The sequence below is a fragment of the Escherichia sp. E2586 genome, assembly GCF_005781105.1.
In the GTDB taxonomy this organism is placed as follows: Bacteria; Pseudomonadota; Gammaproteobacteria; order Enterobacterales; family Enterobacteriaceae; genus Escherichia.
The window spans coordinates 25,701-39,630 of the sequence record NZ_VATN01000002.1 but is presented as its reverse complement, the minus strand read 5'-3'; the positions used below and the strand labels follow the sequence as shown (position 1 = coordinate 39,630).

Sequence of the window (13,930 nt, the reverse complement as noted above, 5' to 3'; positions counted from 1 at the left end):
AACGACCATCAGGCGTATAGTCTGTCCGTGCTACGTAACAATCGAGAGGGCTGGAATTTCCGCCCCTGGTTCTTGTAATTAGTTCAGTGCTTTGTCATTCGGTTCTTTGAACAGTGCTTTCATTTCGTCCGACAGTTCGAAATTCATGTTCAGGTTTTTCGGCGGAATTGGATTTTTGAACCATTTATCAAACCATTTTTCCGCTTCACCGGAGGTCTGGACCTGAGCGATGGTGTCATCCATCAGCTTTTTGAACTGCGGATCGTCTTTACGCAACATGCAACCGTAAGCTTCCTGAGACTGCGGCTTGCCGACGATTTCCCAGTTGTCTGGTTTCTTCGCTTTCGCACGTTCACCAGCCAGCAGAGCATCATCCATCATAAAGGCAACGGCACGACCGCTTTCCAGGGTGCGGAAAGAGTCACCGTGATCTTTGGCGCTGATAATTCGCATATTCATTTTTTGCTCTTCATTCAGTTTGTTGAGCAAAACTTCAGAGGTAGTGCCGGAAGTAACGACTACGGCTTTGCCTTTCAGATCGGCAAAATCTTTGATATCACCACCCTTTTTGGTCAACAGGCGCGTACCGACCACGAAAATAGTGTCAGAGAAAGCCGCCTGTTTTTGGCGTTCGACGTTGTTGGTGGTAGAACCACATTCAAAATCAAAAGTGCCGTTTTGCAGCAGTGGAATACGGTTTTGTGAGGTAATCGGAATCAGTTTTACCTGCAAGTCCGGTTTGTTGAGTTTCTTTTTCACTGCTTCAACAATGGCGTTGGAGTAATCCTGCGAGTAACCCACCACTTTTTGCTGATTGTCGTAATAAGAAAAAGGTACTGAAGATTCACGGTGACCGACGACAATCACACCGTTTTTGGCGATTTTGTCCAATGTACTGCCCGCTGCCGGGGCGGCGTCATCTGCCTGTGCCAGTCCTGCGGAAAGCGCCAGGGCCAGGATTGCTGTGGCAGGTTTACGTAATTGCATATCCAACTCCTTTATCTTCTGCGTTAAAAACGCATGGATACCCGTTGTGAGTGTTTGTGTTGTTATCATCTGCAACTTTATTGTGCAGTGTTGTGCTTGTTAGGTAACATTTAGTTTGGCTAAATGTAAAGATATTGCTGTTTTATTGTTTGTTTTTGCGAGATGCACCGCACCATTCCGAAGCAAAATTCTTAAACCGCACCTTTTTGGTGCTACCGGTGGATTGTTGTGGTGCAACCGGGTTGCGTCGCGGCTGATTTCATTGCTTACACAGTAAATAAAGCAACTTACATGCCAAAAAATACTTAGGGGTGAATTAATTACGGTTGTAATTTTAGGCTGAAAAAGTCATATTTCGGACAGTGTTAACTTTTCGGTATGGGACGTTTGCCGGGATGATAACTGCGCACGGGAAAAATGCTTTTTACCTGTCTTTTCAAGGAAGAATCACCTTATGTCTGCATCTACGGTTAAGCCGTTAAATGTTCAATTACCCGCAATAACCCTTATCCTTTTTGCGTTTTGTGTTGGGATATTTTGTTACCTCGCACAATGGATGAGTTATGAAGAAGTCGATCAATCCGCACTTATCCATCTCGGCGCAAACGTTGCTTCTCTCACGTTGTTGGGTGAACCCTGGCGCTTATTGAGCAGTGTCTTTCTGCACAGTAGTTTTTCCCATTTGCTGATGAATATGTTTGCACTCCTGGTGGTGGGGGCTGTGGCGGAACGGATTCTGGGGAAATGGCGACTCCTGATTATCTGGTTGCTCTCCGGCGTCATTGGTGGACTCATCAGCGCCTGTTATGCGTTACGCGAAAGTGAGCAGATAGTCATCAGCGTTGGGGCATCCGGGGCAATTATGGGGATAGCTGGCGCTGCGATAGCAACACAGCTTGCTTCAGGTGCGGCTACACACCATAAAAACCAGCGGCGAGTATTTTCTCTGTTGGGTATGGTGGCGCTGACACTGTTGTATGGTGCCCGGCAAACAGGAATAGATAATGCTTGCCACATTGGCGGCCTGATTGCGGGTGGCGCGTTGGGGTGGCTGAGTGCGCGTTTATCTGGGCAAAACCGGCTTGTTACGGAAGGCGGGATTATTGTTGCGGGCAGTCTTCTTCTGACCGGGGCTATCTGGCTTGCGCAGCAGCAGATTGATGAATCAGTTTTACAGGTCAGGCAAAGCCTGCGTGAAGAGTTTTATCTGCAGGAGATTGAACAAGAGCGACGGCAAAAAAAGCAACAGTTAGCGGAGGAACGCAACGCCCTCAGGGAAACATTATCCGCTCCGGTAAGTCGTGAACAGGCCAGTGGTGATTTGCTCGCTGAGATTGCCGATATCCATGATATGGCGATCAGTCGGGATGGTAATACGTTGTATACCGCAATTGAAAACACGAACAGCATTGTTGTGTTCGACCTCGGACAAAAGAAAATCCTGCATACCTTTACAGCGCCCATAGCGAAAGAAAAGTCAGTCAAACATTGTGGTGGCTGTAAAGATCAGGGCGTCAGATCGCTGGCGTTAAGCCCGGATGAAAAGTTGCTTTATGCGACTTCATTTGAAGCGAATGCGTTATCGGTCATTAACGTGGCGACGGGAGAGATTATTCAGTCGATTACCACCGGTGCACATCCTGACAGCCTTATCCTCTCGCGTGATGGCAAAAAAGCCTGGGTGATGAATCGCACCAGTAATAGTGTGTCAGCGATTGATCTGGTGACTTATCAGCATGTGGCGGATATCTCGCTGGAGAAATACGACGGGACGGGGACGAGTAATAAACCTGGCGCCTGGGTTATGGCACTTTCCCCGGATGAAAAAACATTGTTGATACCCGGTATGGTCAGAGGTGACATTGTACGCATCAATACCATCACGCATCAGAAAGAAGACTTTCCCGCAGGTGATGCGCGTGGAACGATATCGGCGATGCGTTTTCGACCTGAAAACGGGGATGTAATTTTTGCCGACAGCCAGGGGATTTCACGTATAAGAGTTGGGGATCAGCAAGCCAGCATTATGACGCAATGGTGTAGCAGGAGCGTTTATTCCGTTGAGGGTATTAGCCCGGACGGTCAGTATTTAGCGTTGGTGTCATATGGCTTGCAAGGTTATGTCATCCTGCTCAATATTAATGCCGGGCAGATTGTTGGCGTTTATCCTGCCAGCTACGTTAATCACCTTCGTTTTTCAGCGGATGGTAGAAAGATATTTGTTATGGCGAAGAACGGGTTAAACCAAATGGACAGGACGCTCTCGCTTGATCCGCAGGCAGTTATTCGTCATCCCCAATATGGCAATGTGGCTTGTATCCCTGAACCGTAAGAAAAAGGGGCATGATAATCATGCCCCACAGCGTGTTGAGAAAGTACGCTTTATCCTACAAAATAACGTAAATTCAACATATTGCAAAAATCGCGTAGGCCTGATAAGCGTAGCGCATCAGGCACATCAACGTTTACGTGCTCGCAGACTCATCAGCACAGCGGCAAAACCAAACAGTGCCGTCAGCACCCACAGCGGCCAGTTGCCGGTTCGTGCGTACGGTGTGAGTCCGGTCGTCGGCGTCACGTTAGTGGTTAACACCTCGCGGGTGAATTGCGGGATCATCGCCTGAATCTCACCTTGCGGGCCAATCACCGCCGTAATGCCGTTGTTGGTGCTACGCAGCAATGGGCGCGCCAGCTCCAGCGCACGCATTCGCGCCATCTGGAAGTGCTGCCATGGACCAATAGACTTACCAAACCACGCATCGTTGGAGATAGTCAGCAGATAGTCGGTATCCGGGCGGAAGTTATCGCGCACTTGTTCTCCAAGAATGATCTCGTAGCAAATAGCCGCAGTAAGCTCAATACCATTTACCGACAGCGGCGGCTGGATATATGGCCCACGGCTGAACGACGACATCGGCAGATCAAAGAACGGTGCTAACGGACGCAGAATCGACTCCAGCGGGACAAACTCGCCAAACGGCACCAGATGGTTTTTGTTATAGCGATCGGCTGATTCGTAGCTGTACGGTGCACCTTTACCCAGCGTGATGATGGTGTTGTAGGTATCGTAGCGGTTCTGCTTATTGAGACGCGCGTCGACAATCCCGGTGATCAACGAGCTACCTTTCTCACGCAGAACGCCATCCAGCTCTTTGAGGAACGGTTGCTGATTAATTTCCAGATCGGTTATCGCTGACTCCGGCCAGATAATCAACGATGATTTGCCCATCAGCGGTGCCGTTGCGTTGTAGTAAATCTTCAGCGTATTAAGAAGCTGGCCTTCGTCCCATTTCAGCGATTGCGGAATATCGCCTTGAACCATCGAAACCTGAATGGTTTTCTCCGGTTGCGGGGTAAACCACTGGATGTAACGCAGCGGGAAGGGAAGGGCAAACAGCACGACGGCCACCGCCAGCGGACGCCAGTTGCGTTTGACCAACGCCAGTGCCAGCAGGCCGCTAACCATCATTAGCAGGAAGTTAATGGCTTCCACGCCTATTATCGGTGCCAGCCCTTTTAACGGGCCATCAATCTGGCTATAGCCGAACTGTAACCACGGGAAGCCTGTCAGTACCCAACCGCGCAGAAACTCGGTCACTTGCCAGAGAGCAGGGGCGGCAATCGCCACACGCAGCCAGGTGGTTTTCGGCCAAAGGCGCGACAGCACGCCAGCAAACAGTCCGGTATACAGCGACAGATACGCCGCCAGCAGTACCACCAGGAAGATGTTAACCGGGCCAGGCATTCCGCCAAAGGTCGCGATGCTGACATAGACCCAGTTAATACCGCTGCCAAAGAGGCCAAATCCCCAGCAAAAGCCAATCGCGGCAGACTGGAGTGGACGACGGTTAAAGGTCAACGCCTGAAGCCCCATCAGCGAAATAATCGCCGCAGGCCAGACGTCGTAAGGAGAGAAGGCCAGCGTTCCGCAGGCACCGAATAATAACGCCAGCAGCAGGCGAATGCGCTGGCGTTCAATTAATGAGGCAAAAGCCATGTAGTTATCTATCCAGTTTCGGTTTTATTCATCCAGCTTCGGCTGGGGTGAGTCATCCGGGATTTTGACATGAACCTGAATAATACGCCGACTGTCAGCCATCGCCACTTTGAACTGGTAACCGTCGATGTCGATGGTTTCGCCACGCGCCGGAAGATGCCCAAATGCCTGCATCACCAGACCACCGATAGTGTCGACTTCTTCATCGCTAAAGTGAGTGCCGAACGCTTCGTTGAAGTCTTCAATGGAAGCCAGCGCGCGCACAGTCCAGGTATGACGACTCAGCTGACGGAAGTCGATATCATCTTCTTCGTCATACTCGTCTTCAATCTCACCAACAATCAGTTCCAGGATGTCTTCAATGGTCACCAGACCGGAAACCCCACCGAATTCGTCAATGACGATCGCCATGTGGTAACGCTGAGAGCGAAACTCTTTCAGCATCCGGTCTACGCGCTTACTTTCAGGAACGACAACCGCCTGACGTAACACTTTGTCCATGCTGAAGGCTTCAGCATCGCTGCGCATAAACGGCAGCAAGTCTTTCGCCATCAGAATCCCTTCAATGTGATCTTTGTCTTCGCTAATCACCGGGAAACGTGAGTGGGCGGACTCGATGATGACATCAAGGCATTCGTCCAGCGTCTGGTTGCGTTTCAGGGTAATCATCTGGGAGCGGGGGATCATGATGTCGCGAACGCGTTGGTCTGCGATGTCCATTACCCCTTCGAGCATATCGCGCGTATCTTCGTCGATAAGGTCGTTCTGCCCGGAATCACGGATCAGCGCCAGCAGTTCGTCACGGTTTTTCGGTTCACCGTGGAAAAGTTGGCTGAGTAACAGGGAGAAAAATCCCTTCTTGTTGCTTATCGTGTCACTACTGTGTGAATTGTCGTCGCTCATGGCGTCGTATGGGTTCTCATGTTAGTTAATCAAAACGCCGTCGTTAATCACCAACGGCGGGGACATCTGCCAGTCAAATGCCTGGCAAATTATTCTTTCTCGGCAATGTACGGATCCTCATAGCCCAGAGCAAGCATAATCTCTGTTTCGAGGGCTTCCATTTCTTCTGCTTCGTCATCTTCGATGTGATCGTAACCTAACAAATGCAGACTGCCATGCACCACCATATGCGCCCAGTGCGCCTCCAGTGGTTTGCCTTGCTCCTGAGCTTCCTTCTCAACCACCTGACGGCAGATAACCAGATCGCCCAGTAGCGACATCTCCATGCCAGGCGGCACTTCAAACGGGAAGGAGAGCACGTTGGTCGGCTTATCCTTACCGCGATAGGTCATATTCAGACTGTGGCTTTCGGCGGTGTCGACCACGCGAATAGTCACTTCCGACTCTTCCTGAAACTGCGGGATCACCGCATTCAGCCATGTCTGAAACTGGCTCTCTTCCGGTAACCCGGAATTATCTTCACATGCCAGTTGTAAATCGAGGATCACCTGACTCATTTTTGTTCCTGTTCTTCGCGCTTGCGTTCTGCCGCCAGCGCCGCTTTACGTTTTTGTTCAGCTTCTTCCCAGGCTTCATAGGCGTTAACGATACGCGCCACCACCGGGTGACGAACCACGTCTTCGCTGTGGAAGAAGTTAAAGCTGATCTCTTCGACATCGGCCAGCACTTCGATGGCGTGACGCAAACCAGACTTGGTATTACGCGGCAGGTCGATCTGCGTGACGTCGCCGGTGATAACCGCTTTTGAGTTAAAACCGATACGGGTCAGGAACATCTTCATCTGTTCGATGGTGGTGTTCTGGCTCTCATCAAGAATGATAAACGCGTCGTTCAGCGTACGACCACGCATATAGGCCAGCGGCGCGACTTCAATAACGTTGCGCTCAATCAGTTTCTCGACTTTCTCAAAGCCGAGCATTTCAAATAGCGCGTCGTACAGCGGGCGCAGATACGGGTCTACTTTCTGGCTTAAATCGCCAGGCAGGAAGCCCAGTTTCTCACCGGCTTCTACCGCCGGACGAGTCAGCAGAATACGGCGGATTTCCTGACGTTCCAGGGCATCAACTGCCGCAGCTACTGCCAGGTAGGTTTTACCCGTACCCGCCGGCCCAACGCCGAAGGTGATGTCATGGTCGAGAATATTGGCGATGTACTGCGCCTGGTTTGGCGTGCGCGGCTTAATTACGCCGCGTTTGGTTTTGATATTGACCGCTTTGCCGTACTCCGGCACGCTCTCCGCGCTTTGCTCCAGCACGCGCGCTTCTTTAATCGCAAGGTGGATCTGTTCTGGTTCGATATCCTGAATCTGACCGCGCATTGGGGCGGTATCGACATACAGGCTGCGCAGAATGTCTGCCGCGGCGGTGACGCAAATCGGGCGGCCGGTCAGTTTAAAGTGGTTATCGCGGCGATTGATTTCGATGCCGAGACGGCGTTCGAGTTGTTTGATGTTGTCATCAAACGGGCCGCACAGGCTCAACAGACGCGCGTTGTCTGCTGGCTCCAGGGTGATTTCGCGAGTGTCTATGTTCAAACTGTTCCTCTTATCTGTATGCCGCCGGAAGCTGAACATTCACCGGCCTATAACGAAATTATTCACGCCACAGGAAAAAGGCGCAAGCATTGCGATAAAGATGGGGATAAAGAGAGAAAAAACAAGGCCCACCGGAACGGCGGGCCAGTGATTATTGACGAAGTGCGTGTTGTTCATGCCGGATGCGGCGTAAACGCCTTATCCGGCCTACAAATTCATGCAAATTCAATATATTGCTGGAATCATGTAGGCATGATAAGCGTAGCGCATCAGGCAATTTGCGTTTGTCGTCAGTCTCAAAACTTACCAGACCGGCGGGCCTGAGAATTACGGCTGATAATAACCCACGCCCAGGTCGTTTTCTTTGCGGGTACGGGCAATCACCGATTCCGGTGTTTCTGCCACGCGCAGACCCATTTCATCTTCAGTACGCACCACTTTACCGCGCAGAGAGTTCGGGTAGACGTCGGTAATTTCTACATCGACGAATTTACCGATCATATCCGGTGTGCCCTCGAAGTTGACCACGCGGTTATTTTCGGTACGCCCGGAAAGTTCCATGATGCTCTTACGCGATGTACCTTCTACCAGAATACGCTGGGTGGTGCCGAGCATCCGGCGGCTCCATGCCATCGCTTGCTGATTGATACGTTCTTGCAGAATATACAGACGCTGCTTCTTCTCTTCTTCCGGAACATCATCAACCATATCGGCGGCTGGCGTACCCGGACGTGCAGAGAAGATAAAGCTGTAGCTCATGTCGAAATTGACGTCGGCAATCAGCTTCATCGTTTTCTCGAAGTCTTCGGTGGTTTCGCCAGGGAAGCCAACGATGAAGTCAGAACTGATCTGAATATCCGGACGCGCCGCACGCAGTTTACGGATGATCGCTTTGTACTCCAGCGCCGTATGAGTACGTCCCATCAGGTTCAGAATACGATCGGAACCGCTCTGTACCGGCAGGTGCAGGAAGCTCACCAGCTCCGGCGTGTCGCGATACACTTCGATGATATCGTCGGTGAATTCGATTGGATGGCTGGTGGTAAAGCGAATACGATCGATCCCGTCGATCGCAGCAACCAGACGCAGCAGATCGGCAAACGATCCGGTGGTGCCGTCGTAGTTTTCACCACGCCAGGCGTTCACGTTCTGACCGAGCAGGTTGACTTCACGCACGCCCTGAGCCGCAAGCTGGGCAATTTCAAACAGAATATCGTCGGACGGACGGCTTACCTCTTCACCACGGGTGTAAGGCACCACGCAGTAGGTGCAATATTTATTGCAGCCTTCCATGATGGAGACAAACGCGGTTGGCCCTTCGGCGCGCGGTTCCGGCAGACGGTCAAACTTCTCGATTTCCGGGAAGCTGATATCTACAACCGGGCTGCGGTCGCCGCGCACGGAGTTGATCATCTCCGGCAGACGGTGCAGCGTTTGCGGCCCAAAAATAATATCGACATAGTGGGCGCGCTGGCGAATGTGCTCGCCTTCTTGCGATGCCACGCAGCCACCGACGCCGATAATCAGGTCTGGATTCTTCTCTTTTAACAGTTTCCAGCGACCCAACTGATGGAAGACTTTTTCCTGAGCCTTCTCGCGGATTGAGCAGGTGTTCAGCAGCAGCACATCCGCTTCTTCCGCCACGTCGGTCAGTTGATAGCCGTGGGTGGCATCCAGCAGATCGGCCATCTTCGATGAATCGTACTCGTTCATCTGACAGCCCCAGGTTTTAATATGGAGTTTTTTGGTCATCGACTTGCTCTTGCGAAATAGTAGCCAGGAATGCAGGGCGCATAGTGTAATGCTTTGCTGCCGTTGTGACCAGTATGAGCGTTATCAGCCCTTGGGGGTAAAAATCCTGTAAACTTAAAGCATATTGCTAACAGGATGATTGACCATGACAAATCAACCAACGGAAATTGCCATTGTCGGCGGAGGAATGGTCGGCGGTGCACTGGCGCTGGGACTGGCACAGCACGGATTTTCGGTAACGGTAATCGAGCACGCAGAACCTGCGCCGTTTGTCGCTGACAGCCAGCCGGATGTGCGGATCTCGGCGATTAGTGCGGCTTCGGTATCATTGCTTAAAGGTTTAGGCGTCTGGGATGCAGTACAGGCTATGCGTTGCCATCCTTACCGCAGACTGGAAACCTGGGAGTGGGAAACGGCGCATGTGGCGTTTGACGCCGCTGAACTTAAGTTACCGTTGCTGGGCTATATGGTAGAAAACACTGTCCTGCAACAGGCGCTGTGGCAGGCGCTGGAAGCGCATCCGAACGTGACGTTACGTGTGCCAACCTCGCTGATTGCGCTGCATCGCCATAATGATCTTCAGGAGCTGGAACTGAAGGGCGGCGAAGTGATCCGCGCGAAACTGGTGATTGGTGCCGACGGCGCAAATTCGCAGGTGCGGCAGATGGCGGGAATTGGCGTTCATGCCTGGCAGTATGCGCAGTCGTGTATGTTGATTAGCGTACAGTGTGAGAACGATCCCGGCGACAGCACCTGGCAGCAATTTACCCCGGACGGACCGCGTGCGTTTCTGCCGCTGTTTGATAACTGGGCATCGCTGGTGTGGTATGACTCTCCGGCGCGCATTCGCCAGTTGCAGAATATGAATATGGTGCAGTTACAGGCGGAAATCGAGAAACATTTCCCGTCGCGTCTGGGTTACGTGACGCCGCTTGCCGCAGGTGCGTTTCCGCTGACGCGACGCCATGCGTTGCAGTATGTGCAACCAGGGCTTGCGCTGGTGGGCGATGCCGCGCATACCATCCATCCGCTGGCGGGGCAGGGAGTGAATCTTGGTTATCGTGATGTTGATGCCCTGATTGATGTTCTGGTCAACGCCCGCAGCTATGGCGAAGCGTGGGCCAGTTATCCTGTGCTCAAGCGTTACCAGATGCGGCGCATGGCGGATAACTTCATTATGCAAAGCGGTATGGATCTGTTTTATGCCGGATTCAGCAATAATCTGCCGCCGCTGCGTTTTGTGCGTAATCTCGGATTAATGGCTGCGGAGCGTGCTGGCGTGTTGAAACGTCAGGCGCTGAAATATGCGTTAGGGTTGTAGCCTTACAACATTGCCGGATGCATGCCAACCGTAGGTCGGATAAGACGCGCCAGCGTCGCATCCGACATTGAAGGATAAGACGTATCAACATCGCATTCGACATTGAATGTACGCAGAAAAGCAAAAAGCTCGCCGAAGCGAGCTTTTTTAATGTGGCTGGGGTACGAGGATTCGAACCTCGGAATGCCGGAATCAGAATCCGGTGCCTTACCGCTTGGCGATACCCCAACTGGGTGCACTTACAAAGTAAGCGTCTTGAATAAATTGGCTGGGGTACGAGGATTCGAACCTCGGAATGCCGGAATCAGAATCCGGTGCCTTACCGCTTGGCGATACCCCAACAAATTTGTTTTTGAATTTGCCGAATCTATTCGACAGATTCAGAATTTGGTGGCTACGACGGGATTCGAACCTGTGACCCCATCATTATGAGTGATGTGCTCTAACCAACTGAGCTACGTAGCCAGATTATTTCTTCGATGGCTGGGGTACCTGGATTCGAACCAGGGAATGCCGGTATCAAAAACCGGTGCCTTACCGCTTGGCGATACCCCAATAACCGGGCGGTGAACCGCTTACTCGAAGAAGATGGCTGGGGTACCTGGATTCGAACCAGGGAATGCCGGTATCAAAAACCGGTGCCTTACCGCTTGGCGATACCCCATCCGTACAACGCTTTCTGGTGAATGGTGCGGGAGGCGAGACTTGAACTCGCACACCTTGCGGCGCCAGAACCTAAATCTGGTGCGTCTACCAATTTCGCCACTCCCGCAAAAAGATGGTGGCTACGACGGGATTCGAACCTGTGACCCCATCATTATGAGTGATGTGCTCTAACCAACTGAGCTACGTAGCCATCTTTTTTTCGCGATACCTTATCGGCGTTGCGGGGCGCATTATGCGTATAGAGCCTTGCAGCGTCAACCTCTTTTTCAAGGAAAATTGCTCGAAAGTGACTGTTTGGTTAGGTTGCGAACAGCGTGGCGCTATATTCGTCAATTATTGTTTACTTTGTGTTTTTCCCCCGCCCTACAGCCATTCTTTTGTCATACAGGATGAAATTCGGAATTCAACAATAGTGGTGGGAAATTAATCTATGAAATACTGGCCCGTTGCAACAGGACAGGGCAGGGATCGCTACGCCTGCATCTCTGCTATCACTTCAGGCGATTTATTGAGGGAATACTATGCTGCGTTTTATGACGATGTTGATGGGTGTCTTATTACTTATGCAATCCGCGTTTGCCGATACGGTCAAACCGGAAATCGGTAAATATGTTTTTGGCTATCGTGGGCAGGAAGGCGCTGTGGTGTGGATGATGCGAATCGGGCCGAAAGCGTCTAATGAGGCACTCGTTCAGGTATCGCATGTTGATAATGATATCGATGGTCAGATTTTTCGCTGCAAAGTAAAAGTATTGCAGGAAGGTGAGAAATCTTATACCGCTATAATCAAGGGTGAATCTTTTGAGTTATTACGCCTGAAAGAGGGAAATGGAAGCCTGCATATCCCGGAGGAATCGGCAACCTGGTCAGTCGTTTACAATAATGAGTTATCTGACAGCGATGTAGCAAATCCGGAACATTTCCTCACTGCGTATCAGAATCAACAAGCTCCCCAGTAACTGAAATTGCCCCGGATTTCTCCGGGGCAATATTACACGTCTTATTTATATGCAGACTGGTGAACACCAACCGCGCGACCAGAAGGATCGTCCATTTTCTTGAACGCCTCATCCCACTCGATCGCTTTAGCGGAAGAACAAGCGACGGAAGGACCGCCCGGTACGCACTCAGCGGCGCTCGGAAGCGGGAACAGTTCTTCAAAAATCTCCCGGTACAGATACGCTTCTTTTGAGGTCGGCGTGTTGTATGGGAAGCGGAAGCGGGCTGTTTCCAGTTGCTGATCAGAAACCTGCTGTGCCGCCACTTCTTTCAGTGTGTCAATCCAACTGTAACCGACGCCATCGGAGAACTGCTCTTTCTGCCGCCAGGCAACACTTGCAGGCAGGTACGACTCAAAACATTCACGCAGGATGTGTTTTTCCATCTTACCGTTGCCGCACATTTTATCCTGCGGGTTGATACGCATCGCCACGTCGAGGAATTTCTTGTCGAGGAACGGAACGCGTGCTTCCACGCCCCAGGCTGACATCGCTTTGTTGGCACGCGCGCAGTCATACATATGCAGGGCCAGCAGTTTACGCACCGTCTCTTCATGCAGTTCTTTAGCGTTCGGCGCTTTGTGGAAGTAAAGATAACCGCCAAACACTTCGTCAGAACCTTCACCGGACAACACCATTTTAATGCCCATCGCCTTGATCTTACGCGACATTAAATACATCGGTGTTGAAGCGCGAATAGTGGTCACATCATAAGTTTCGATGTGGTAAATCACGTCGCGGATGGCATCCAGACCTTCCTGTACAGTGAAGTGAATTTCGTGATGTACAGTGCCCAGATGGTTTGCCACTTCCTGGGCTGCTTTCAGATCCGGTGAACCCGGCAGACCTACAGCAAAGGAGTGCAACTGCGGCCACCAGGCTTCAGAGCGTTCCTGATCTTCCACGCGACGGGCGGCGTATTTCTTGGTGATCGCGGAAATAATTGAGGAATCCAGACCACCCGAGAGCAGCACGCCGTAAGGCACGTCTGACATCAGATGGCTTTTAACGGAATCTTCCAGCGCCTGACGCAGCTCGTTTTTGTCGGTCACGTTATCTTTCACCGCATCGTAGTCGAACCAGTCGCGATGATAATAAGAACGGATTTCGCCGTCCTGACTCCATAAATAGCTCCCCGCCGGGAACTCTTTAATCGTGCGGCATACTGGCACCAGGGCTTTCATTTCTGAGGCCACATACAGCTGACCGTGTTCGTCATACCCCATATACAGTGGGATGATCCCCAGATGGTCGCGACCAATCAGATATGCATCTTTTTCGCTGTCGTACAGGGCAAAGGCAAACATGCCCTGCAAGTCGTCGAGAAATTCCGGCCCTTTTTCCTGATACAGCGCGAGGATCACTTCGCAGTCAGACCCGGTCTGGAATTGGTAACGATCGCCATATTCGGCGCGCAATGCCTGGTGGTTGTAGATTTCACCGTTTACCGCCAGTGCGTGGGTTTTTTGTTGGTTGTAGAGAGGTTGCGCCCCCGCGTTAACGTCAACAATTGACAGACGTTCGTGGGCGAGAATGGCGTTATCGCTGGCATAAATACCGGACCAGTCCGGGCCGCGATGACGCATCAGGCGTGACAGCTCGAGTGCTTTCTTCCGCAGCTCAACTGCGTCTGTTTTGATATCGAATACGCCAAAAATTGAACACATAACCTTCTCCGTTAACCTGGTATTTGTTGCTTGTTGTGTTTGCTT

Annotated in this window: 10 protein-coding genes and 7 tRNA genes; 3 read left to right on the top strand and 14 right to left on the bottom strand. The window is 51.5% G+C overall.

Annotated features, from left to right (window positions below):
* Positions 1 to 78: 78 nt before the first annotated feature.
* On the bottom strand, positions 79 to 987 hold the full coding sequence (gene gltI / locus FEK50_RS01495; protein ID WP_001177085.1) for a glutamate/aspartate ABC transporter substrate-binding protein GltI: 909 nt from the start codon (positions 985 to 987) through the stop codon (positions 79 to 81).
* Positions 988 to 1,441: 454 nt separating this feature from the next.
* On the opposite strand from gltI, the gene FEK50_RS01490 reads away from it, so the two are divergent.
* Positions 1,442 to 3,319: a rhomboid family intramembrane serine protease gene (locus FEK50_RS01490; RefSeq protein WP_131161045.1), complete on the top strand. Its 1,878-nt coding sequence runs from the start codon at positions 1,442 to 1,444 to the stop codon at positions 3,317 to 3,319.
* A 126-nt stretch (positions 3,320 to 3,445) separates the two neighbouring features.
* Here the strand turns inward: FEK50_RS01490 and lnt are convergent, their stop codons facing one another.
* The 5 genes from lnt to miaB form a co-directional block, all read right to left on the bottom strand.
* The gene (gene lnt / locus FEK50_RS01485; RefSeq protein ID WP_131161046.1) at positions 3,446 to 4,984 is read right to left on the bottom strand and encodes an apolipoprotein N-acyltransferase; all 1,539 of its coding nucleotides are present in this window, start codon (positions 4,982 to 4,984) and stop codon (positions 3,446 to 3,448) included.
* 24 nt (positions 4,985 to 5,008) lie between these two features.
* A complete protein-coding gene (gene corC / locus FEK50_RS01480) occupies positions 5,009 to 5,887 on the bottom strand; it encodes a CNNM family magnesium/cobalt transport protein CorC (RefSeq protein ID WP_001278605.1) in 879 nt (292 codons plus the stop codon).
* An 89-nt stretch (positions 5,888 to 5,976) separates the two neighbouring features.
* Complete coding sequence (gene ybeY, locus FEK50_RS01475) at positions 5,977 to 6,444, bottom strand: rRNA maturation RNase YbeY (protein WP_130206518.1); 468 nt, start codon at positions 6,442 to 6,444, stop codon at positions 5,977 to 5,979.
* On the bottom strand, positions 6,441 to 7,481 hold the full coding sequence (locus FEK50_RS01470; RefSeq protein WP_001018040.1) for a PhoH family protein: 1,041 nt from the start codon (positions 7,479 to 7,481) through the stop codon (positions 6,441 to 6,443). The genes ybeY and FEK50_RS01470 overlap by 4 nt, the downstream gene beginning before the upstream one ends.
* 327 nt (positions 7,482 to 7,808) lie before the next feature.
* Positions 7,809 to 9,233 carry a tRNA (N6-isopentenyl adenosine(37)-C2)-methylthiotransferase MiaB gene (gene miaB / locus FEK50_RS01465; RefSeq protein WP_000162740.1) on the bottom strand — a complete coding sequence of 475 codons (1,425 nt, stop codon included), beginning with the start codon at positions 9,231 to 9,233 and terminating at the stop codon, positions 7,809 to 7,811.
* Between the two features lie 145 nt (positions 9,234 to 9,378).
* Between miaB and ubiF the strand changes: the two genes are divergently transcribed.
* Entirely contained in the window at positions 9,379 to 10,554 is a 1,176-nt protein-coding gene (ubiF, locus tag FEK50_RS01460) for a 3-demethoxyubiquinol 3-hydroxylase (RefSeq protein ID WP_130260229.1), read from the top strand.
* Positions 10,555 to 10,707: 153 nt separating this feature from the next.
* Here ubiF and FEK50_RS01455 read toward each other — a convergent pair.
* The 7 genes from FEK50_RS01455 to FEK50_RS01425 all read right to left on the bottom strand — a co-directional run bounded on the left by FEK50_RS01455 (position 10,708) and on the right by FEK50_RS01425 (position 11,410).
* Positions 10,708 to 10,782 (bottom strand) — tRNA-Gln (locus FEK50_RS01455).
* Between the two features lie 37 nt (positions 10,783 to 10,819).
* Positions 10,820 to 10,894, bottom strand: a tRNA-Gln gene (locus tag FEK50_RS01450).
* A 48-nt stretch (positions 10,895 to 10,942) separates the two neighbouring features.
* Positions 10,943 to 11,019, bottom strand: a tRNA-Met gene (locus tag FEK50_RS01445).
* Positions 11,020 to 11,034: 15 nt separating this feature from the next.
* Positions 11,035 to 11,109, bottom strand: a tRNA-Gln gene (locus tag FEK50_RS01440).
* 34 nt (positions 11,110 to 11,143) lie between these two features.
* Positions 11,144 to 11,218 (bottom strand) — tRNA-Gln (locus tag FEK50_RS01435).
* Positions 11,219 to 11,241: 23 nt separating this feature from the next.
* A tRNA-Leu gene (locus FEK50_RS01430) sits at positions 11,242 to 11,326 on the bottom strand.
* A gap of 7 nt (positions 11,327 to 11,333) precedes the next feature.
* Positions 11,334 to 11,410, bottom strand: a tRNA-Met gene (locus FEK50_RS01425).
* A 331-nt stretch (positions 11,411 to 11,741) separates the two neighbouring features.
* On the opposite strand from FEK50_RS01425, the gene FEK50_RS01415 reads away from it, so the two are divergent.
* Entirely contained in the window at positions 11,742 to 12,179 is a 438-nt protein-coding gene (locus FEK50_RS01415) for a hypothetical protein (RefSeq protein ID WP_131162585.1), read from the top strand.
* Between the two features lie 41 nt (positions 12,180 to 12,220).
* On the opposite strand, the gene asnB is transcribed toward FEK50_RS01415, so the two are convergent.
* Positions 12,221 to 13,885 carry an asparagine synthase B gene (gene asnB / locus FEK50_RS01410; protein ID WP_131162586.1) on the bottom strand — a complete coding sequence of 555 codons (1,665 nt, stop codon included), beginning with the start codon at positions 13,883 to 13,885 and terminating at the stop codon, positions 12,221 to 12,223.
* Positions 13,886 to 13,930: the final 45 nt, after the last annotated feature.

Excerpts from the sequence above, each read along its gene's own strand:
- gltI (WP_001177085.1), bottom strand. The coding sequence starts at position 987 with ATGCAATTACGTAAACCTGCCACAGCAATCCTGGCCCTGGCGCTTTCC.
- FEK50_RS01490 (WP_131161045.1), top strand. The coding sequence starts at position 1,442 with ATGTCTGCATCTACGGTTAAGCCGTTAAATGTTCAATTACCCGCAATA.
- lnt (WP_131161046.1), bottom strand. The coding sequence starts at position 4,984 with ATGGCTTTTGCCTCATTAATTGAACGCCAGCGCATTCGCCTGCTGCTG.
- corC (WP_001278605.1), bottom strand. The coding sequence starts at position 5,887 with ATGAGCGACGACAATTCACACAGTAGTGACACGATAAGCAACAAGAAG.
- ybeY (WP_130206518.1), bottom strand. The coding sequence starts at position 6,444 with ATGAGTCAGGTGATCCTCGATTTACAACTGGCATGTGAAGATAATTCC.
- miaB (WP_000162740.1), bottom strand. The coding sequence starts at position 9,233 with ATGACCAAAAAACTCCATATTAAAACCTGGGGCTGTCAGATGAACGAG.
- ubiF (WP_130260229.1), top strand. The coding sequence starts at position 9,379 with ATGACAAATCAACCAACGGAAATTGCCATTGTCGGCGGAGGAATGGTC.
- FEK50_RS01415 (WP_131162585.1), top strand. The coding sequence starts at position 11,742 with ATGCTGCGTTTTATGACGATGTTGATGGGTGTCTTATTACTTATGCAA.
- asnB (WP_131162586.1), bottom strand. The coding sequence starts at position 13,885 with ATGTGTTCAATTTTTGGCGTATTCGATATCAAAACAGACGCAGTTGAG.